Genomic DNA, 20,074 nt, shown 5'->3' on the forward strand with positions numbered 1-20,074 from the left:
AATCTGTTGAACGTCGGTTACAAATACTCAATGTCGACATCCGACAACAATCACGAAAACAATGCCTTGAATTATATGAACACGTGTGCAAAATTGCACGCGTGTGCAACGATTTTAGTGGATGGTAACCGTGGAGCCGACGTCTTATGCCGATACTCTTGAGGCTCGCGCCGCACTCTGCTGTGAGGTCATTCGCTCTGCTGGCCAGCTTGTCCTGAAAGGCTTTCAAGGAGAACAGACTCGCAGCTTTTCGATGAAAGGCCCGCAGGATTTTCTCACAGCGACGGACGCCGCCTCGGAGGCCCACATTCGGAGCATGATAGGGGCGTATTTCCCGGGGGACAGTTTTTTCGGGGAAGAGGAAGGGGGCTCGATAGGAGCCCGGGTCTGGGTCGTAGATCCGGTCGACGGCACGGCGAACTTCGCCCGCGGTATCCCGCACTTCTGCATTTCTATCGCCTATGTCGAAAACGGCCGCACCGAGATTGGTGCTATCTTCAATCCTGCTCTCGATGAATTGTATTTCGCCCGGCGTGGGGAGGGAGCGACGCGCAATGGCCTGCCGATAAGGGTTGCGAACACCTTGCGGTTCGATGCCGCCTCGGTCGAGGTGGGATGGTCTACTCGTGTAGCGAATTCCGTCTATCTGGAAGTTATTCAGAGTCTGCTGGAGATGGGAGCCAACGTTAGACGAGCGGGATCCGGAGCGCTTGCATTGGCTTACGTCGCCGATGGCCGGTCGGACGGCTATATCGAGATGCATATGAACTCATGGGATTGCCTCGCCGGCCTACTTCTGGTCAGCGAGGCGGGAGGCGAAGTTTGCCCCTTTTTTACAATCGGCAGCCTGAGGGAAGGGGGGCCGGTCCTCGCGGCAGCAGCGGGCGTCGCTGCGGGCGTCAGCAAGGCATCGCATATTCCGTTGGCGAGCTCGCAAAACAGCGAGGAACGCCAGACAACGATGGCGTAGAACCGGCGCATATTCCCAAAGCAAAGAGAGGCGCGACGGAGCGCGGAGGAGTTCAAATGGATGGACCAGTTTATGACCGCCCTGCCATCAGTCTTATTGCTGAGGGTCTAGGGCCGCATGGCGTAGCTCTCTATATCGGTGGTAGCGACGGGGCGCGGGATCTCGGTCTGCTCCGTCGAAATCGCATCACGACGGTTGTGAACTGCGCCGTCAACCTCGACATAAACTTCCTACAGGCGGAAGCCGACGAGGGAGACCTGCGTGCAACCGGCTACGCCGACATCCGTTACTACAAGCTCGGGCTGATCGATGGTGAGGGCAGTCCGGACACGATGATGCTAGGCGCTTACTACATCCTCGACGGTGCTCTTCGCCAGACTATGCCAAAACGAGAAACCTATCCCTTCCAGGATGGCGGTAATGTGCTGGTCAATTGCCGCAGCGGTCGCAGCCGATCCGTCTCGCTCGTCGCGCTGTTTCTGCACAAGCAGCAGCCGCATCTCTACCCGACGCTCGACCACGCTGTTGCCGTTATTCGCGCGAAGCGTGAGCTGCGTCCGGATGAATGGTTCGAGACCCCGAAACCCATGCTTTATGCCGCTGCACGCCGTGCCTCCGAATGGATCGACACAATCGAAAACAGAAAGCAGACACAACCATGCTAACGCCGAGCCTCCCGATGATCGCGGTCATTGCGGACGCCCATTTCCACGACACCCAAGCGGATTTCGGCTTTGCCGGCATCGAAATTGAGGGCCAGCGCATGACGATGCGCAGCTGGTCCGATACACGGGAGTCGACCCGCGTTTTCAACGAGAGCGCTGATGTACTCCATGCCGCGCTCGAAGAAGTGGTAAGGCGCGGTGTCCGCCATGTCGTCTTGCTTGGTGACTACACCGACGATGGTCAGCGCGCTACCACGGAAACGCTGCAGGGCATCTTACTGAAGCACAACGAAACTTACGGCACAGCCTTCTACGCCCTGCCCGGCAATCACGATATCTTCGGGCCCTGCGGCCGGCATCACACCAAGAACTTCCTGGTGGACAATGGAAAATGCGTTTCGGTGTCAAGTGATGCACGCCGGGCAGGGAAGAAGATTGTTCTAAGTGACCGGATGTATTGCGAAGGCTATCCCGCGGGTCTTGGTCCCATGGCATCATTCGGTTATTTCCGCCGGCCGGAGTATGTGCATTGGGAAACGCCATTCGCTCGGTCCGATGCAGTGGAAGACCGTCTCTATGACGTTACGTCGCCGGATGGCAGAAATACCTACCGGCTGATGGATGCCTCCTACCTTGTCGAGCCGGAGCCTGGGCTTTGGCTGTTGATGATTGATGCCAACGTGTTCGAGCCGCTCGACGGTGACTTTGAAAGGGGAGAGGAAGCCGCATTCATCGACAGCACGTCCGGTGGCTGGAATGCGTTGCTGCGCAGCAAGGCCTTTATCATCGATTGGATTGCCGATGTCAGTCGCCGCGCCGAAAAACTTGGCAAAACGCTCCTCGCATTTTCCCACTATCCGGCACTTGACCCTTTTGATGGCGCAACCGACGCGGAGGCCACTCTGTTCGGTGAAACGAATGTCGTTCGCCGCACACCACGCAAGGCAGTCGCAGACGCGCTGCTTTCGGCCGGGCTGGCCGTCCATTTCAGCGGTCATCTACACGTGGAAGGCGTCACGCGACAAAGCGGGGGTAATCGTACGCTGACCAATATCGCAGTTCCGTCGCTTGTCGCCTTTCCACCCGCCTTCAAGGTGGTACAACCTTCGCTGCAGGAAATTAGGGTCGACACGGTGGAAATGGGGGCTTTGGCGGTCAACGATCGCCTGTGTCTGGGCTATATCCACGAAGCAGGCTTCTGCCAGGACCCGCCGGATCCGGCCTTCGCGGCGAAAAATTACGGTGGCTTCCTGCGCGGCCATAAGCGGTCGTTGGTACGCCATCGGTATTTCGCGAAAGAATGGGCTTCGGATATCGTCGCAGCGGTCAGCGACCGGAGCATTTCAGACATCGTTGCGCAGCTTAGCGCCGGAGAAGGCTACGAGGCGACAGGTGTTGCCACGCCTGACGCTTTGCCAATGGTCGAACTAATCACTGACTGGTACTGCCTGCGTCAAGGTGCATGCCTGGCCCTTCGGCATATCGAATCTGAAAGGCTGGGGCTCTATCGCATGCTCGCAAAGCACTTCGGGCGCGAACCGAAAGCACATGACGGTTCGCTTCCAAGCTTTCTGGGCATCTTCTTCGGCGCTCTTGGCGTTTTTCTGGATCGCGCCGAAGGAGGGTCACCCCATCTCACCGTCCCGATTCCCGTAGTAGGCGAAAACATGACGAGCGCGAGCAATGGAAGCTTTATCCAAAAATTGCGGCCGTCCCGAGTGACGCAACCAGATGTTGGCAATGCAACACGCTGCTAGAGACATGAGGTGATTTGATGGGATCAGTCATTATCAGCGTCAACCTCTTCGGCGCGGTAGCGTTGTTGCTGTTCGGGCTTGGTCAGATTAAGGATGGAATGTCGCGCGCTCTCGGAACAAAGCTGCGCACTTGGCTTGCGGCAGGCACGCGAAGCGGCGCCCGTTCCTTCATCGCAGGCTTTGTAGCCACAGTTGCATTGCAGAGCTCTACCGCCACTTCGCTGATGGTCGCCTCCTTTGTCGAGAAGGATATGATTGTGCCGGCTATGGCGCAAATCGTTTTGCTCGGCGCCAATGTCGGCACCGCGATGACCGCCTGGATCGTGGCACTTGGCCTGGGGTGGCTTTCGCCGCTGCTGCTTTTGGCCGGCGTTGTCCTTTCACGCTCTAAATCAATGGTTAGGCAGGGCGCTGGGGCAGCAATTGTCGGCGTCGGCCTGATGCTGCTTTCGCTGCATCTCTTATCGGCCGCGACCGATCCGATCCGCCACTCCCCGGCGCTCAACCTCTTTATCACCATGCTTGGCAACGCTTGGCCGGTGGCTTTGATCTTCTCTGCCGTTCTGGCAGTAATCGCCTCATCCAGCCTTGCTGTTGTCGTACTGATCCTGTCGCTGGCGGCGAGTGGAAGCATTGATACCAGCCTCGTAGTCGTTCTTGTTCTCGGTGCCAATCTGGGAGGTGCGGTTCCGCCAGTGCTGGCAACGCTCAAGGCGCCGATTACCGCGCGCCGGGTCACGTTGGGTAATCTCATCGTGCGAGCGGTTGGCTGCGTATCAGCCCTACCACTCGCCGGCTACTGTGCGGAACTTCTAACGCCGTTTTCGCCCCTCAACCTCGCGGTGGATGCGCATCTGCTTTTTAACATGGCAGTCGCAATCATCGCCTGGCCACTCTCACCATTGGTCTTGCGCCTGACGACAGCGTTGCTTCCGGAGCAGAAGGACAGCCGCCGCAGCAGCTATCTCGACGATCACGCCCTAGAACGGCCAGTCGCTGCGCTTGCCGGTGCAAGTCGGGAGGTGATGCTGGTTGGCGACTTGATCGAAAGAATGCTGTCGAAGGCAGCCGAGGCGATGCAACTCAACGAGCTTTCCAAACTTACCGACATCAGCACTATGGAAGGCCGCGTCGATTGCATCCAGCACGAAATCAAGGTCTATGTCTCGAAGGTTGGCCATGAAGGGCTGTGTGATCGGGATCAACGGCGTTCAATGGACATTGTCGAATACGCCATCAATCTCGAGCATATCGGCGACATCATTGAAAAGGGTATTCGCCCCGAAATCGCAAAGAAGATCAGCCTTGGGCTGCAGTTCTCCAAGGATGGAGAGGAAGAGCTTGCACGTCTCTTTGCCATCACGCTCGACAATATTCGCATGGCGCAAACAGTATTCGCTACGCAGAATTCTGATTTGGCACGTCGGCTGGTTGAGGTGAAGGAAGACGTACGCCGGCTGGAAAAGCAATCGTCCGAACGGCATCTGCAACGTCTGCGCGACGGTCGCACCGACAGTATCCAGACAAGTTCACTGCATCTGGATATGTTGCGCGACTTGAAGCGCATAAACGCCCACATTGCTGCGGTAGCCCATCCGATCCTCAATCAGAGTGGTCTCCTGATCGAAAGCCGGATCCGTCAGACTGGCTAACGCGCTGTCGTCCGCTCAACCATAGTGACGGGCACTAACTGAAGGCGCGTTTCGGGCTCGTCGCTGTCCAACGCCTTCAACACCTTTTCGGTCAATGTATCGAGAGGCTGGACAACCGTGGTCAATTGATAGCTTTTCCAGCCCGCTTGGGGGATGTCGTCGAAACCGACTATCGACAAATTTTCGGGAACGATGCGCCCCATTTCCAGCCGGGCAGCATCGAGAAATCCCAAGGCCAGCAGATCAGTAACACAGAAAGCTCCATCAATCGATTTGTCTAATAACAGTTCGCAGCCCGCCCGATATCCGCTTTCATAGCTAGTGGGACCTCCTGACCAAGCAACCACTTCGATACTCTCGCTATTCATATGCTGGGTGAAGGCACTGACACGCCTCAGCTGTGCGGGCGTCTGGCTGCCGCTCGAGACAACCGCTACTTTATTGCACTTTGCCTGGATAAGGCGCATCGCGGCGAGATGCGCGCCATGTGAATCGTCGCTCAATACCATATTGGTATCGGCGCGGTCGAGACGCTGGTTGATCAGGATGAGGCGAACCCCATTGGCGATACATTCATCGACGATCGAGGCCGGTGGTTCCCCCGACAGGACGACAATCGCCTGCGCCCGAAACTCGAAAAGAAGCTCGATCAAAGGTGCAATATCCTTGCGCGCATCGGCTGCATTTAGCAGCAGACATTGAAGTCCTCGCCGCAACAGGCCGATGCTCAGGAGGTCGAGTTGCCTGGAAATGAAAGGTGAACTCAGGTTCGAGCCAACCACGCCGATAAGATTGGATCGATCGTTATTAAGGCCCTGGGCAAGGCGGTTGACGCGGTAACCCAGCTCTTGAGCCGCTTTGAGCACTTTGCGTCGCACGGGCTTGGACACGCTGCCGCCGGGCGTGAACGTGCGAGACACCGCCGAACGTGAAACACCGGCACGCTTTGCCACTTCCTCCGCCGTTACAAACCCTCTTCCCATCGCGCATCCTGTCGAATCAGTGTTTGGCCATCAGAGGCCACAAAGTTTGAGTCTTTCCAATATAAAAAATCGAACGGTGTCGCCCTGAGACATTCCATCCACGTTGATGGTAGCATACAGGCGCTCAACAAAAACATCAATTGCCGTAGTTAAATACTTAACAAAAACAAATAGTTAACATATTGACCGCGTGTGCATTTTTTTATTGACAAAACGGCCCTCACCATAGATCATGCATTCCATGGTTGGATGTGAAATGGAATGAATATTCCGTTGAGTCTGATGCAGGCGGTGGTTCGGAGAGGAGCCGAGCATTCGTCAATGTCGATGGGTCCAAGGAACCTGTCGCAGGAGGTTAGAAGACAACTTCGCGTCCGAATTGACCAGGGTAGCCGCGTGGCCGGCGCTGTGTGGTTGCGGATATCGTTCGCCTAACATCAGGCGTGTGCGACGCGAAGTGGATAAGTCACGGGAGGTATGATGGCTTTTCTAAATGAATCGACGAAGACAAAGGTGCTGGGGCGAAGCTCCGCTGCCCTGCCTTCGCCGTGGCAGGCTTGGCGCTATCGTTTGAAAGTCGCCCTGCGAGAACCCACGACGCTGATTGGTATACTAACTGCTTTCATCTTCACTTATTTGATCGTAGTTCCGATCATATCAATCGTGCTCGATGCAGTGCGGGTGCAATTCGGACATGAGCGCCGGCTGGGCAAGGACGTTGGTGAACTGACGTTCTACTATCTCGACCGGGCATTCTTCTCTCCAGTTGCGTCCGACCTCTTCTGGCGGCCGCTCTTCAACACGCTCACAGTAGCGCTTGGGGCCATCTCACTGTCACTTGTGATCGGCACCGTCCTTGCGTGGTTGATCAGCCGTACGGACATGTTTGGTCGACGGTGGTTTGCAACCGCGCTGATCGTTCCCTACATGCTGCCGGCCTGGACCTTCGCGCTCGCCTGGACGACTTTGTTCAAGAACCGGACCATCGGCGGTCAGCCAGGCTGGCTGGAAGCGATGGGCCTGACGCCACCGGACTGGGTGGCCTATGGTCGCTTTCCGATCACGATCATTTTGGCACTTCACTACACCCCGTTCGTCATCCTGCTGTTCGGTTCGGCGCTGCGCCGCTTCGATTCGCAGCTTGAAGACTCCGCCCGCATACTCGGTGCGGGGCGTTTTGATGTCGCCGTGCAAATCATCCTGCCGCTGATGCGACCCGCGTTACTGTCATCGATGGTGCTGATCTTCGCAAAATGTCTCGGCGAATTTGGTGTGCCCTATGTGCTTGGCCTGCCCGTGAAGTTCGAAGTGCTTTCGACGTCGCTGTTTCGCAGCATCGCTTCGCGCCAGACTGGCGTTGCAGGTGTCGTCGCCGCTTCGATCATGCTGATCGGCATCATCACCTTGATGATAGATGCCCGGCTTGTGAGGGAAGCGCGCCGGTTCGTCACCATCGGTTCCAAGGGCTCCATGAACAGGTTGAGCCGTCTCGGCCGGTTGCGTCTTCCAGCCACGGGTTTTGCTGCTGCCATTTTTGTACTGAGCGTCGGATTGCCCCTGCTGACACTTTCCCTTTCAACGATCATGAAGATGCCGGGCCGGTTCGCGCTTGAAAACTTCACGCTTGATTACTGGATCGGCACGGATCTTCATACAGTTGCGCTGCAGACTGGCATTCTGTTGAGCCCCGACCTTTGGGCAGCGGCGAAAAACACGATGATGATCGTCGGCCTCGCCTCGCTCACGTCCGGCATTCTCGGTCTTCTCGTTGGATATGTCGTTATCCGCACCCCGGTTCGTGCCCTGTCAGTCTATCTGCGCCAAGTGACATTCCTGCCTTATCTGGTGCCAGGCATCGCCTTTGCCGCAGCCTATCTCTCGCTGTTTGCGGTTCCCCGTGGCCCGATGCCTGCTCTCTACGGTACGGTCACCATCCTTGTTCTGGCGCTCATCGCCGACCAGATGCCCTATGCCTCGCGTGCTGGTATCTCAGCCATGACCCAGCTTGGCAAGGACCCGGAAGAGGCCGCCCAGATTGCCGGTGCCGGTTGGTTCCGCCGCATGATCTCGATCGTTATCCCAATCCAGAAGGGATCACTGGTAACTGGTGTACTCCTGCCGTTCATATCGGGCATCAAGGGGCTAAGTCTTTTCGTAATCCTCGCTGTGCCGAGCACGGACGTGCTGACCACGTATTCCTTGCGATTGGTTGATTATCATTACACGCAGGCCGCAAACGCGGTTGTGCTTATCATCGCCGCCATTGCCTATTTCGGCACGCTGTTGGCCCAGAAGCTGACCCGCACAAATCTTGCAGAAGGACTTGGAAGCTGATGCCTACTATCAACCTGCGCGGTGCGCAGAAGAACTACGGTGTAAATTCCGCCAATGCGGTCTCCGACCTCGACCTTGAAATCCGCGACGGCGAGTTCATGTGCTTGCTTGGGCCCTCCGGATGCGGCAAGACGACTACGTTGCGCATGATCGCCGGACTTGAAAATCTATCCGGCGGCGAGATCCGCGTCGGCGAGAAGATCATAGACTCCGTGTCGGCGGGTATCTTCGTACCGCCGGAAAAGCGAGAGATGGGCCTCGTCTTCCAAAGTTACGCCCTCTGGCCGCACCTGACCATTGAACGCAATACTGACTTTGGCCTCAGGCTACGCAAGTTACCGAAAGCCGAGCGCGAAGCGCGAGTTGAGCGCGTCATGCAGGCGCTCGATATAGCAAAGTACCGCGACCGCTATCCGTCACAGCTCTCAGGCGGCCAGCAGCAGCGCGTGGCGCTGGCCCGCATGCTCGCCGTCAATCCCGGCGTGCTTTTGCTCGACGAGCCACTGTCAAACCTTGATGCACGATTGCGGCTGGAAATGCGGGCCGAGTTGAAGCGGCTACACAAGGAATTCAAGACGACCATAGTATTCGTTACGCATGACCAATGGGAAGCGATGACACTCGCGACCACAATTGCGGTTAGGAATGAGGGCACATTGCAGCAGATGGGCACGCCCAACGACATCTATGATCGCCCCGCCAACCGCTTCGTCGCTGAATTCGTGGGCAGCCCGCCGATTAACATTCTGACCTTTGGAAAGCCCGGGATATCCGACGTCGCGGATAAGGCGCAGGCCTATTTCGCGGCTCGATACCCGCAACTGCGCGGCATCGGCTCGGTCGGCATACGGCCGGAAGCCATGGGCTACGCAGGGAAGCTTGAGGATGTGCCGCAGGGGAGCTTTTCCAATGAAATGACTGTGACGGGCGTTCTGCCGACAGGTGGTAGCTGGATCCTCGAATTAAGAAGCGAGAACCACACGCTGTTCCTGACGACCCACTCATTGCCGCGAGTCGATAACGGCGAACGTGTGTTTTTTTACGCACCGCCGGAAGCGCTGCATGTGTTCGACGAGAAGGAGCAGCGGATAACTGAAGCCGACACACTGCTGAGAAGCAGCACCTATAACTGAAATACATAAAAATGAGCAGCTTGCTGAAGGAGGAGCAGTATGACGCGAAATCTAATGGGCGGCAAAGGCCGTTTCCTATGCGCCACGGCCATTCTGGCTATATTGGGCGGTGCGGCTAAGGCGGATGAGCCTTTCGACCTTAATGGCTTGATCGAAGCCGCAAGGAAAGAAAAGCCGATCACAGTTTACGACAGCACCGGCAAGATCGTCGAAATGGCGGAGAACTTCGCCAAGAAATATGGACTTTCCGCCGAAGGCTCGAAAGTCAAGGCATCGGCACAGCTGGAAATGATCATTCGCGAGGCCCGTGCGAACAATATCCAGGGCGATGTATCAATCATCAGTGATGCGCCGGCCGCCATGGCCCAGCTCATTCCGCAGGGTTTTGCCGAGAGCTGGCTCCCGCCGGATCTCGCAGCGAGCATTGCCGCTGAATATCAGAACCCGCTGACGGTCGTGACCAGTGCGAACGTCTGGGCGTACAACACCGAGCTGTTCGACAAATGCCCCGTCGCCAATATCTGGGAACTGACTGAGCCGAAATGGAAGGGTAAGGTCGCCATGCAGGACCCACTCGGCAAGGCTTCCTATGTCGACTGGTTCAATCAGATGGCCAAGCATGGCGACGACAAGATCGCAGCCGCGTACAAGGAGCTCTATGGTAAGGAACTCCAGACCGAAGAGACGAGCGCCACCGCCGCTTGGGTCAAGGCGCTGGCTGCCAATGCACCGCTTCTGACGGATGCAGACGCAGCGGCTGCCGAGGCCGTGGGCACGCCTGGAGAGTCCGAACCTTTCATGGGTCTGATCAGCTCGGCAAAATTCCGTGACAATGCAGACAAGGGAATGAAACTCGGCCTCTGCAAGGACCTGAAGCCTTGGCTGGGTTGGCTCTATCCAGGCGTTGGCCTGATCACCAAGGGAACCGACAGTCCCAATGCGGCCAAGCTCTTCATCCATTACGTCATGACCGCCGAGGGCATCGCGCCACAGGCGATCGACGGTAAGATGTCTACCAACTCGCAGGTCAGCCTTCCCGCCGACGAGCCTTCGGGAATCGGTGCCGTTCTCGCACAGGTCATGCCCTACAGCATGGCAACCAGCCTCGAAGACTGGGACGCGCGCGAAACCTGGCAGGACTTCTGGCGAGTAAATTATCAGAAATAAGTGACGGTCCCGGAGCAAACATCATGATCCAAACCTGGCAAACAAAAAAGAGGTGGTGGCAGGTAGCCGCCTCCTCGCTGGCCCTGATCCTTTCTGGGATGCTCGGCAGTGCGACGCTTGCTGATGAGGCATTTAGCGTCGATGCTCTCGTTGAGGCAGCGAAGAAGGAGCCGCCCATCACGATCTATGCGGTCACCGGCAAGATAGTGGATACGGCTCAAGCCTTTACAGCCAAATATGGCGTTCAGGCGAGTGCAAAGAAGGTGAACGAGGCGACCCAGGTCGAATTGATGATTCGCGAGAATCGGGCTGGCAATATTGTCGGTGACGTCAGCGTCGCAATCGACGTAGCTGCCGCGATGGGCGAACTCCTGCCGGAGGGCATCGTAACCAGCTGGACGCCCCCGGATATTGAGAGCGACATTCCGGAAAAACTGCGCAATCCACTGGTCGTCGTATCCGATGCCCATGTGTGGACCTACAACACCGAGAAATACAACGAGTGCCCGATCGACAACATCTGGCAGCTCACGGAACCGCAGTGGAAGGGCAAGCTCGCCATGCTCGACCTGTTTGACAAACCGCTCTATGCGGACTGGTTCAACCAGATCGAGATGCACCACGATGCGGATATTGCTAAGGCCTACCAAGACCTCTACGGCAAGAAGCTGGAGACCAGCGAGCGCAGCGCGACGGCTGCCTGGGTGAAGGCTTTTGCCGAAAACGCCCCCTTACTTTCTGACTCGTCAACTGTAGCGGAAGCAGCCGGCGCGCCGGGTCAGGCGGATCCCTTCTTCGTCATCACCTCGACAGCGAAATACCGGGACAACGAGGCGAAGGGGTTGAAGCTCGGCCTGTGCTCGGGCGTCCAGCCGTTCTCGGGCTTCCTCTATCCTGGCTTTGGCCTGATTGCCGGACAGACCAAGAGCCCCAATGCAGCCAGGCTCTTCGTACGTTACCTGATGACAGAAGAAGGAGTCGCGCCTCAGACTGCCGATGGCAAGATCTCCGGTAACGCCAAGATTGGTTTGCCTGGGGATGAGCCCTCGGGGGTCGCCAACCACCTTAATGAGCTTATGGCCTTCGATGCCGCAACGGCTGCCGCCGACCTTGAGAAGCGGGAGGGTTGGCAGGATTTCTGGCGTGTGAACTATAAAAAATGAACCGAGATAGGCGGGAGCCTACCTTTTCCGTGGGAGGAAAAACGATGAAAAGAAACGAGCATATGACAGCGGCCATTATGGCCCTCGGCTTGACGACCGGGATCTTCGTTGGTTCCGCCGGAGCGCAGGACGCCTTCGATCTCGATGCGTTGGTTGCCGCCGCCAAACAGGAAAAGCCAATCAATATTTACGACAGCACCGGCAAGATCGTTGAGATGGCAGAGAATTTCAGCGCCAAATACGGGCTGAAAGCGACAGGTATGAAGGTTTCGGCCAACAGCCAACTCGAAATGATCATCCGCGAAAGTCAGGCGGGCAATGTGCAGGGCGATGTCGTGCTCATTACGGACGCGCCAGCGGCACTTGCCCAGCTACTGCCGGAGGAATTTGTCGAAAACTATCTGCCTGCCGACATGACTGCCAAGGTACCGGCACAGTTTCAAAACCCACTGGCAATCTCGACCAATGCCAACGTCTGGGCCTACAACACCGAGGTCTATGACAAATGCCCGGTTGCCAACATATGGGAACTGACGGAGCCCAAATGGAAGGGCAAGGTTGCGATGGTCGATCCGTTGACAAAAGGTAACTATACAGACTGGTTCAACCAGCTTGAAAAGCATGGCACCGAAAAGGTGGCCGCCGCTTATAAAGCTTATTTTGGCAAGGACATTGAGACGACCGATAAGAGTGCGGCCGCCGCTTGGATCAAGGCGCTTGCCCAGAACGCCCCACTGGCAACGGATGGCGACGATCCAGTTGCTGAAGCTGTGGGCGCGCCTGGCCAAAAGGAGCCCTTTTTTGGCTTGCTGAGCTCAGCCAAGTTTCGTGACAATGCGGACAAGGGGTACAAGCTCGGCATTTGCTCGAGCCTCGATCCCTGGGTCGGCTGGAACTACATCAAGCTCGGCCTGATCGCTTCAAAGACGCAGAGTCCGAACACGGCGAAGCTCTTCATCCGGTACATCCTGACGGAAGAGGGGATCGCGCCGCAGATGAAGGATGGAAAGCTGCCGACCAATATCGACATCAAGATGCCTGAAGACGAACCGTCGGGCCTGATGAAGGTTGCTGACAAGCTGCTGGGCTACGATTCCTCCACAGGTCTCGACGATTTCGACCGGCGCGAAGAATGGCAGGACTTTTGGCGCGTAAACTACAAGAAATGATCCCTCTCCGGTTCGGCGTGGGACTCCTCCGCGCCGGCCGTGTCTCGAACCGACAAACTGGACAGATCGATGCAAAGCCTCTCACCCAAAATCAACTCCGTAACAGCCGAGGCGATGTCCCGGTCGACGCGACTAATGGACATCACTAAATCCGCCGCGCTCGCCGTCCGCGCCCCCCTTCTCGAGGCTTTCCGCTCGGACATGTCGATTGACTACAAGGTGGATCTCCACGATATCGTCACTATACACGACAAGCGAGCAGAGACGACCATCCGCAACTTCATCCTGGATCACGAACCCAATTCGGCCATCATGGGTGAGGAAGGCGGCCAGATCGGCAACGGTGAGATCCAGTGGTACGTAGATCCGATAGACGGGACCGCTAATTTTGCCCGCGGCCTTGCCTTCTGGTGCATCTCGATCGCCGCTGTGATCGACAGCAATGTCGTAGCCGGTGCGATCTATGATCCGGTCGCCGATCTGATGTTCGCTGCAGACCTCAAAGCCTCCTATCTGAACGGAGCGCCGCTCCACTCCCGCTCCGTCGCGGAGGAAACGCGAGCTACCCTGATCACGGGCTATCCGGTATCGCGAGATTTCCGGCTCGATGGACGCGATTTTGCGCTGGCCAATCTGGGCGAGCTTGTCGAAACGTTCTCGACGCTAAGGCGGCCAGGAAGCGCTGCGCTTAGCATTGCCCATGTTGCAGCGGGATGGACGGACGCGGCGACAGGTTTTGGCGTCAATGCCTGGGACGTGGCGGCTGCCACTCTTATCCTTAAAAATGCCGGCGGCCAGTATGAGCCTCTAACCCTCGGCAAAGTGGCGGAAGGTTCGGCCGATTTTCTTTGCCCGGGCTATATTGCAACGGGTGAGGGCGCGAATTATCCGACACTGGAGCGGGTCGCGCGATCCATTTCTCAAACTCGCATTGCGAAAGCCGTGCAGCAGCTAGATCAGAAATCAGTCCGCGCCTGAGTAGGCTGAGCGATTGCCTAAACTTGGAATAGCGCCGACCCGCAGATCGGCGATACGGAGAAATGATATGCAGCAACTCGATCGGGGAATCGCCCAGCAACCGGAATCAAATGAACTGCCCAAACTCAGTCTCATTTACGAGCGGCACCCGCTCTACGGGGTTGATCTCTTCATTTCCGGCAAGGAAGGCGCGAGCGACCTCAAGCTCCTGCGCCGCAACGGCATCACCACGGTGGTCAATTGCGCCGTCAATCTGGACTTCAATTTCGTTCAGCAGCCGCAGGTGGTCTCGGATCATGAAGGCAGCCTATATGGACCCGGCGAAATCCGCTACTACAAGATCGGCCTGATTGATGGCGCCGGAAATCCCGAGACTCAAATGGTTGCGGCCCATTACATCTTGCGCGCCGCGCTGGAGCAGGTCCTGCCGAACAAACCTTCCTATCCACGGCGGGAGCGAGGCAGCGTGTTGATCAATTGCCGCGGCGGCCGATCCCGCTCTGTCGCCGTTGTGGCGCTCTTTCTGCATCTCACCCTCCCGGGAGAATTCCCCACACTTGACGAGGCGATTGGCTTCGTTCGCGTGCGGCGGGAACTGCCGGAAAACGAATGGTACAAAGCACCAAAACCTGTACTCGCTGATGCCGCACGCCGTGCAGCGGGATGGATCAGGACAATCGACGGCAATCAATAGGCGCTGGGTTGTCAGTGGCATTGAATGCCATTCCTATGCTCGACCCCAGTCTGCCTGATAGCTAGCCGCGATAGGTGTTCTTGAATTTGCAGATTGATAAGCAGCTTTGGGAGAAGAGGAACACCGTGAAATCCAGATCGTGCTTACAACCGCCGGGGTCGATCGTCGAATTAAAATTCTTGATTGCTTCCGGGAAGGTCACGCTTCCGGCAAAGCTCGCTGTCCTCACCAGAGCGATGCTTGAGCGACCGGACTCCGCTGCCTTTGATAGCGCTAATACTCTCGCGCGCAGATGTGGTGTTTCCCCGACAACGGTGCATCGTCTGCCCAGCATGCTGGGGTTTCGATCGCTTGGGCATCTGCGGTTTTTTTTCAGAGAAGAGCTGCGCCGGCATGGCGCGAGCAAGAGCCGCCGAAAACATCAGCATCAGATAGTATCGTGAAGTCTAGTTGTTTTGAGTGTTCCGTATAGGAACTGTTGAGGCGATGGCGAGTGTCGGACAAATGACGAGTTCGGCAATTTCATTTGCTGCGATGTCCCGTGTGCGACCTAGCAATGGAGCCGACAGTCATGTGAACCGCTGTAACAGCGTTGATTCCGTGGTGGCTAGCAAACGTCCAGCCTGCACACATGCCCCTCGGATGCATCGGTCTCTGATATACGTTGGTTATACGCCTCCTAGACCACGGTGTGATTACGTCTCCATTGCGAATGGAGATAATGATCCACATCGAAAAGCTACAGTCAGGAGGAGAGGGCCATGAATACGGACAATACCTCGCACCCCGGTAGATCGAAATGAGCGGCCGACGGTATGGAGGCGATGATGGACGTATATGAGGCTGTCACAAGTCGACGGGCTGTGCGCGGATTCAAGGACGAGCCTGTGTCGAGGCAGCTGCTCGAGCGCGTGTTGTCCGCCGCATCTTGGTCGCCGTCCGGATCGAACATCCAGCCATGGTATACCTACGTGGTGACGGGCGCGCCGCTGGCCGAGCTCAAGACGAACGCCGTCGAGCGTGTGGCCCATGGCGACCCCTGGGACAAGCGGCAGTACAAGATGTACCCGACCGTGCTAAAGTCCCCATACGCGGAGCGCCGATCCGCCTTCGGCAAGGAGCGCTACAGCGCGCTCGGCATTGCACGCGAGGATTGGGAGGCGCGGCAGCGGGCAGCGATCGCCAACTGGAACTGTTTCGGCGCGCCCGTCGCCCTGTTTTGCTACATCGACCGCGACTTGGGGAGGCCCCAATGGGCCGATGTCGGCATGTATCTGCAGACCATCATGCTGTTGCTCCGCGCGGAAGGATTGCACAGTTGCACGCAGATGGCGTGGTCGCAAGTTCGCGAGACGGTCGCTGAGGTCCTGTCGCCCCCGGACGAACTCATCCTCTTCTGCGGCATGTCGATCGGGTACGAGGACCCTGCAGTCCGTACCGCCCGTACAGGTCGCGCTCCGCTTGACGAGACGGTCACCTTCTTCGGCGATTAGCGGCTTGCGCTCAAAGGCAAGAGACCCTCTTTATTGGAGAACGCTATGACTACACATAAGGTTGGCTATTTCATCGGCAGCCTCGCCAAGGGCTCGATCAATCGCAAGCTTGCCAATGCGTTGGTGCGGTTAGCACCGCCGGAACTTGAGATGTCGGAGATATCCTTCAAGGACCTGCCACTCTACAGCTACGATTATGACGCCGACTACCCTCCGGCTGGCAAGGCATTCAAGGCCGCAATAGCGGCCGTCGACGCCGTGCTGTTCGTCACGCCCGAATACAATCGATCTATCCCAGGCGGGCTGAAAAATGCAATCGACTGGGCGAGCCGCCCTTACGGCACCAACTCGTTCACACGCAAGCCGTCAGCGGTGATCGGCACTTCCCCGGGGATGATAGGCACAGCAGTTGCGCAGCAGAATTTGCGCAGCGTGCTTAGTTTCTGCAACTCTCCCCAGATGAATGCCCCAGAAGCCTATATCCAGTTCACACCTGGGCTGATCACCGATAACGGCGAGGTCACGAACGACACCACCGCCGATTTCCTTCGCACTTTCATGCAGGACTTCCATGTCTTCATCGCAAGGGTTCGCTCAGTGCTGCCGAAAGACGCGTAGAGGCATCACGGCGAAAGTCTCTAAACCGTACGGTACCTCCGACGAACCATGGCTCTTCTCCGACAATCCTGGTCGGCACAGGCGATGTCATTCAGGATTTGAGATCTGGTGGTTCTTCTATCTGGTTCCAGATTAATGCATCCGGGAGCTCTTCTCGAGATGTGATCCATCCCGCACGTTCCGGCAGCGCCTGCTGAGCATGCGGGATGCGATGCAACGAGCGGACGAATGTTTGACGACCCCGAATGCGAGGGTGTCATGCCGCTGGAGACATGAACGGCCTCAGAATTATTGGCGAACGATTGCTGAAGCAACACACGCGTTCCAATCGGGCCCGCAGGACAGGAGGTATGATGAAAGTCATTGTCTTTGGTGCAACAGGATCCACAGGGCGCCTCGTCGTAGAGTCCGCCTTGTCTGCGGGTCACCTCGTCACAGCCTTTGTCCGTGAGCCAAATCGAATGTCCCTGACACACCCACACCTCCGAATCGTCAAAGGAGATGCAATGGATTTTGGCACTGTAGCACCTGCAATCCCGGGTGCTGATGCCATTATCTGCACCTTGGGGCCGATACCCCAGGCGAAAGAAGATTTGGGTCGACGCCAGCTTGGTGTTCCGGTGAGTTCGGTGGGCACCAAGAACATTCTGGCAGCCATGCCTCATGGGCGAGGCCGACTTGTTGTCCTGAGTTCGGTCAGTGTTGGCGAGAGCTACGCCACGGGAAGCTTCGGTGCAGGCTTTCTCGTCAAACTCGCACTTAAAAAGGTCATGGCAGATAAGGAGGAGCAAGAAGCGGCCGTTCGGCAAAGCGATTGCGACTGGACAATCATTCGTCCAGCAACGTTGACGTTCAAGCCTCGTCGCGGAAACCTGAGGGCAGGAACAGATCTGAGTTGGCACATCACATCGACGGCGACGCGTGCGGACGTAGCTGACTATATGGTGAAGATTCTTGATGACCCCACGGCTTTCAAGAAGGCCATAACGCTTCGCAACTAAGTAGGGATGGTTGAGGATTGCTGGTACCAGATCGTTCTCGATCTATGCTTGGAAAGGCGCATGATATCTCATGTGGAACTGCGGAAGACGTATCTTAGGTTCGGTTCCACTCAAGACCCAATTACTCGTCCGCTGCCGGCGGCCCGGGTCTGCTATCGACAGTCTTCTCGTCAACAGCCGCCAGCCCGCTGCGGCCCGTGCGTACTGCAAACATACAGCAGTATTTGCCGAGTTTACTTTCCATGTGCGCGCTTCTTATGACGCGCTGGATTCGCCTTGTCCCGAAGAAAGTCGTTGGAAATCAATGGGAGCCAGTTGCAACATGGTGCAAGCGCGATGGTGCCACGGTGATGGCGGGAAATGCGTCTGGCGTAATCGCCGTGCATAATGCATTGATTTTATTGAGATTTCGCTGGTGCTGCGAGAGAGGATTGAACTCTCGACCTCTCCATTACCAATGGAGTGCTCTACCACTGAGCTACCGCAGCCGATTTGCGAACGCGGCGGACTTCTGCCATATCATTACCGAAATCGCAAGCAAGCAATCGTAATCTGTGCCGCAAAATATGCGCAACAGCCGCAAATGTCAGTTTTTGCAGCTGAAATGGCGCTAAAAATTCTCGGAGTTCGGAAGACAACTTATGACTTCGTCGTCGAAAAGCCCGAATCTGGAGCAAATCAACCGCGAGAAGCGGCGCTCGGAACAATTGCGTGCGAATCTGGCACGGCGCAAGCAGCAGCTGCGTTCGCGCCGGGCCGGCAGCGCTGATGAACGCGACGAGGGAATTGTCGCGGCCGACGAAAAACCTGCCGATGCCTCGCTTGAGGAATCATGAATGGCCCGAAATTGGGTCATAAGCCTTTCTTGAACCATTGCGTGTGATGGTTTACAGCAACCGGCTCTACCAAGGGTCTCAAACGACAGGACGGGAATTTCCCGCGAAAGTGACACAATATGGATCGCATCAAGATTGTTGGCGGTAACCAGCTCAATGGCGTCATTCCGATTTCGGGTGCCAAGAACGCGGCCTTGCCGTTGATGATCGCATCGCTCCTGACCGACGATACGCTGACGCTGGAGAATGTGCCTCATCTGGCCGACGTCGAGCAACTCATCCGCATTCTGGGCAATCATGGCGTCGACTATTCGGTCAATGGACGCCGCGAACGCCAGGATGGGGCCTATTCGCGTACGATCCATTTCACTGCCCGCAACATTGTCGATACCACTGCGCCCTATGAGCTGGTCTCCAAGATGCGCGCAAGCTTCTGGGTTATTGGCCCGCTCCTCGCACGCATGGGTGTGGCCACTGTCTCGCTGCCCGGCGGATGTGCGATCGGCACCCGTCCGGTTGATCTGTTCATTGATGGGCTCCGCGCGCTCGGCGCTGACATCGAAATCGAGAACGGCTATGTCAAGGCCAGCGCAAAGGGCGGTCTCGTCGGTACCCGCTACAGCTTCCCGAAAGTTTCTGTCGGCGCGACCCATGTGCTGATGATGGCAGCAACCCTTGCCAAGGGAGAAACAATCCTCGAAAACGCCGCTCAGGAACCTGAGGTTGTCAATCTTGCCGAATGCCTCAATGCCATGGGCGCAAAGGTTCGCGGGGCGGGCACCCCGACGATCACCATCGACGGTGTTACCAGTCTGTCCGGAGCACGTGTTCGTGTCATCCCGGATCGCATCGAGACGGGGACCTACGCGATGGCTGTGGCAATGACCGGCGGCGACGTAATCCTTGAGGGGGCGGATGCCAGCCTGCTGAGCGCGGCCTTGACCACCCTCGGTCATGCCGGTGCGGAAATTTCCGAGACCAACTCCGGCCTGCGTGTTGTCCGCAACGGGCATGGCATCATGCCGGTCGATGTGACGACGCAGCCGTTCCCTGGCTTCCCGACCGACCTTCAGGCCCAGTTCATGGGGCTGATGACCAAGGCAAAGGGAACGTCACTCATCACCGAGACCATCTTCGAGAACCGCTTCATGCATGTGCAGGAACTGGCACGTCTCGGCGCCAAGATTTCCCTCTCGGGGCAGACCGCCAAGATCGAAGGTGTCGAACGCTTGAAGGGCGCCCCGGTCATGGCGACCGACTTGCGCGCTTCGGTATCGCTCGTCATAGCGGGCCTTGCAGCTGAGGGCGCGACCACCGTAAACCGTGTCTATCATCTTGATCGCGGCTTTGAGCGCCTCGAGGAAAAGCTGACGCGCTGCGGTGCGGTGGTGGAACGCATCAGCGACTGATCGAATCGGTTTTTCACGAACGTCGTACATTATGCCCAATGCATAATTCCAT

16 protein-coding genes, 1 tRNA gene and 1 pseudogene are annotated in these 20,074 nt (G+C 57.1%); 16 read left to right on the forward strand and 2 right to left on the reverse strand.

What is annotated here, in order from left to right:
* Positions 1 to 121 precede the first annotated feature (121 nt).
* The 4 genes and pseudogenes from K9U38_RS18815 (at position 122) to K9U38_RS18830 (ending at position 5,044) form a co-directional block, all read left to right on the forward strand.
* A complete protein-coding gene (locus K9U38_RS18815) occupies positions 122 to 970 on the forward strand; it encodes an inositol monophosphatase family protein (RefSeq protein ID WP_255607429.1) in 849 nt (282 codons plus the stop codon).
* 56 nt (positions 971 to 1,026) lie between these two features.
* The gene (locus tag K9U38_RS18820; RefSeq protein WP_224495891.1) at positions 1,027 to 1,635 is read left to right on the forward strand and encodes a dual specificity protein phosphatase family protein; all 609 of its coding nucleotides are present in this window, start codon (positions 1,027 to 1,029) and stop codon (positions 1,633 to 1,635) included.
* A pseudogene (locus K9U38_RS18825) lies at positions 1,629 to 3,272 on the forward strand (metallophosphoesterase); the annotation flags it as partial. The gene K9U38_RS18820 and the pseudogene K9U38_RS18825, both read left to right, overlap by 7 nt.
* Before the next feature lie 137 nt (positions 3,273 to 3,409).
* Complete coding sequence (locus K9U38_RS18830) at positions 3,410 to 5,044, forward strand: Na/Pi cotransporter family protein (RefSeq protein ID WP_224495893.1); 1,635 nt, start codon at positions 3,410 to 3,412, stop codon at positions 5,042 to 5,044.
* Here K9U38_RS18830 and K9U38_RS18835 read toward each other — a convergent pair.
* Positions 5,041 to 6,027, reverse strand: coding sequence for a LacI family DNA-binding transcriptional regulator (locus K9U38_RS18835; protein ID WP_224495894.1), 987 nt, complete (start codon positions 6,025 to 6,027; stop codon positions 5,041 to 5,043). The genes K9U38_RS18830 and K9U38_RS18835 overlap by 4 nt on opposite strands.
* Positions 6,028 to 6,507: 480 nt before the next feature.
* Here K9U38_RS18835 and K9U38_RS18840 point away from each other — a divergent pair, with 480 nt between their 5' ends.
* From K9U38_RS18840 to K9U38_RS18885, 10 genes are all read left to right on the forward strand, one after another.
* Positions 6,508 to 8,361, forward strand: a complete 1,854-nt coding sequence (locus K9U38_RS18840; protein ID WP_224495895.1) for an ABC transporter permease — start codon at positions 6,508 to 6,510, stop codon at positions 8,359 to 8,361.
* Positions 8,361 to 9,494 carry an ABC transporter ATP-binding protein gene (locus tag K9U38_RS18845; protein WP_224495896.1) on the forward strand — a complete coding sequence of 378 codons (1,134 nt, stop codon included), beginning with the start codon at positions 8,361 to 8,363 and terminating at the stop codon, positions 9,492 to 9,494. The genes K9U38_RS18840 and K9U38_RS18845 overlap by 1 nt, the downstream gene beginning before the upstream one ends.
* Before the next feature lie 39 nt (positions 9,495 to 9,533).
* Complete coding sequence (locus K9U38_RS18850; RefSeq protein ID WP_224495897.1) at positions 9,534 to 10,661, forward strand: ABC transporter substrate-binding protein; 1,128 nt, start codon at positions 9,534 to 9,536, stop codon at positions 10,659 to 10,661.
* 23 nt (positions 10,662 to 10,684) lie between these two features.
* Positions 10,685 to 11,824 (forward strand): ABC transporter substrate-binding protein, encoded by a 1,140-nt coding sequence (locus K9U38_RS18855; protein ID WP_224495898.1) that lies wholly within the window; start codon positions 10,685 to 10,687, stop codon positions 11,822 to 11,824.
* 62 nt (positions 11,825 to 11,886) lie between these two features.
* Positions 11,887 to 12,993, forward strand: a complete 1,107-nt coding sequence (locus K9U38_RS18860; RefSeq protein ID WP_370632006.1) for an ABC transporter substrate-binding protein — start codon at positions 11,887 to 11,889, stop codon at positions 12,991 to 12,993.
* A gap of 69 nt (positions 12,994 to 13,062) precedes the next feature.
* Positions 13,063 to 13,971 (forward strand): inositol monophosphatase family protein, encoded by a 909-nt coding sequence (locus tag K9U38_RS18865; RefSeq protein ID WP_224495900.1) that lies wholly within the window; start codon positions 13,063 to 13,065, stop codon positions 13,969 to 13,971.
* A 67-nt stretch (positions 13,972 to 14,038) separates the two neighbouring features.
* Positions 14,039 to 14,665, forward strand: a complete 627-nt coding sequence (locus K9U38_RS18870; RefSeq protein ID WP_224495901.1) for a dual specificity protein phosphatase family protein — start codon at positions 14,039 to 14,041, stop codon at positions 14,663 to 14,665.
* An 827-nt stretch (positions 14,666 to 15,492) separates the two neighbouring features.
* Positions 15,493 to 16,158, forward strand: coding sequence for a nitroreductase (locus tag K9U38_RS18875; RefSeq protein WP_224495902.1), 666 nt, complete (start codon positions 15,493 to 15,495; stop codon positions 16,156 to 16,158).
* Positions 16,159 to 16,203: 45 nt separating this feature from the next.
* Complete coding sequence (locus tag K9U38_RS18880) at positions 16,204 to 16,776, forward strand: NADPH-dependent FMN reductase (RefSeq protein ID WP_224495903.1); 573 nt, start codon at positions 16,204 to 16,206, stop codon at positions 16,774 to 16,776.
* A gap of 353 nt (positions 16,777 to 17,129) precedes the next feature.
* Positions 17,130 to 17,777, forward strand: a complete 648-nt coding sequence (locus K9U38_RS18885) for an NAD(P)-dependent oxidoreductase (protein WP_224495904.1) — start codon at positions 17,130 to 17,132, stop codon at positions 17,775 to 17,777.
* A 413-nt stretch (positions 17,778 to 18,190) separates the two neighbouring features.
* On the opposite strand, the gene K9U38_RS18890 is transcribed toward K9U38_RS18885, so the two are convergent.
* A tRNA-Thr gene (locus K9U38_RS18890) sits at positions 18,191 to 18,265 on the reverse strand.
* 153 nt (positions 18,266 to 18,418) lie between these two features.
* On the opposite strand from K9U38_RS18890, the gene K9U38_RS18895 reads away from it, so the two are divergent.
* Both K9U38_RS18895 and murA read left to right on the forward strand, forming a co-directional pair.
* Entirely contained in the window at positions 18,419 to 18,613 is a 195-nt protein-coding gene (locus K9U38_RS18895; RefSeq protein WP_224495905.1) for a hypothetical protein, read from the forward strand.
* A gap of 119 nt (positions 18,614 to 18,732) precedes the next feature.
* Complete coding sequence (gene murA / locus K9U38_RS18900) at positions 18,733 to 20,022, forward strand: UDP-N-acetylglucosamine 1-carboxyvinyltransferase (RefSeq protein WP_224495906.1); 1,290 nt, start codon at positions 18,733 to 18,735, stop codon at positions 20,020 to 20,022.
* The last annotated feature ends 52 nt before the right edge of the window (positions 20,023 to 20,074 follow it).

The sequence above is a fragment of the Phyllobacterium lublinensis genome (assembly GCF_020164435.1).
GTDB lineage: Bacteria > Pseudomonadota > Alphaproteobacteria > Rhizobiales > Rhizobiaceae > Phyllobacterium > Phyllobacterium lublinensis.

Coding starts and splice junctions, on each gene's coding strand:
- K9U38_RS18815 (WP_255607429.1), top strand. CDS start 122: ATGGTAACCGTGGAGCCGACGTCTTATGCCGATACTCTTGAGGCTCGC.
- K9U38_RS18855 (WP_224495898.1), top strand. CDS start 10,685: ATGATCCAAACCTGGCAAACAAAAAAGAGGTGGTGGCAGGTAGCCGCC.
- K9U38_RS18820 (WP_224495891.1), top strand. CDS start 1,027: ATGGATGGACCAGTTTATGACCGCCCTGCCATCAGTCTTATTGCTGAG.
- K9U38_RS18870 (WP_224495901.1), top strand. CDS start 14,039: ATGCAGCAACTCGATCGGGGAATCGCCCAGCAACCGGAATCAAATGAA.
- K9U38_RS18835 (WP_224495894.1), bottom strand. CDS start 6,027: ATGGGAAGAGGGTTTGTAACGGCGGAGGAAGTGGCAAAGCGTGCCGGT.
- K9U38_RS18880 (WP_224495903.1), top strand. CDS start 16,204: ATGACTACACATAAGGTTGGCTATTTCATCGGCAGCCTCGCCAAGGGC.
- K9U38_RS18875 (WP_224495902.1), top strand. CDS start 15,493: ATGGACGTATATGAGGCTGTCACAAGTCGACGGGCTGTGCGCGGATTC.
- K9U38_RS18860 (WP_370632006.1), top strand. CDS start 11,887: ATGACAGCGGCCATTATGGCCCTCGGCTTGACGACCGGGATCTTCGTT.
- K9U38_RS18885 (WP_224495904.1), top strand. CDS start 17,130: ATGAAAGTCATTGTCTTTGGTGCAACAGGATCCACAGGGCGCCTCGTC.
- K9U38_RS18850 (WP_224495897.1), top strand. CDS start 9,534: ATGACGCGAAATCTAATGGGCGGCAAAGGCCGTTTCCTATGCGCCACG.
- K9U38_RS18865 (WP_224495900.1), top strand. CDS start 13,063: ATGCAAAGCCTCTCACCCAAAATCAACTCCGTAACAGCCGAGGCGATG.
- K9U38_RS18830 (WP_224495893.1), top strand. CDS start 3,410: ATGGGATCAGTCATTATCAGCGTCAACCTCTTCGGCGCGGTAGCGTTG.
- K9U38_RS18840 (WP_224495895.1), top strand. CDS start 6,508: ATGGCTTTTCTAAATGAATCGACGAAGACAAAGGTGCTGGGGCGAAGC.
- K9U38_RS18845 (WP_224495896.1), top strand. CDS start 8,361: ATGCCTACTATCAACCTGCGCGGTGCGCAGAAGAACTACGGTGTAAAT.
- K9U38_RS18895 (WP_224495905.1), top strand. CDS start 18,419: ATGACTTCGTCGTCGAAAAGCCCGAATCTGGAGCAAATCAACCGCGAG.
- murA (WP_224495906.1), top strand. CDS start 18,733: ATGGATCGCATCAAGATTGTTGGCGGTAACCAGCTCAATGGCGTCATT.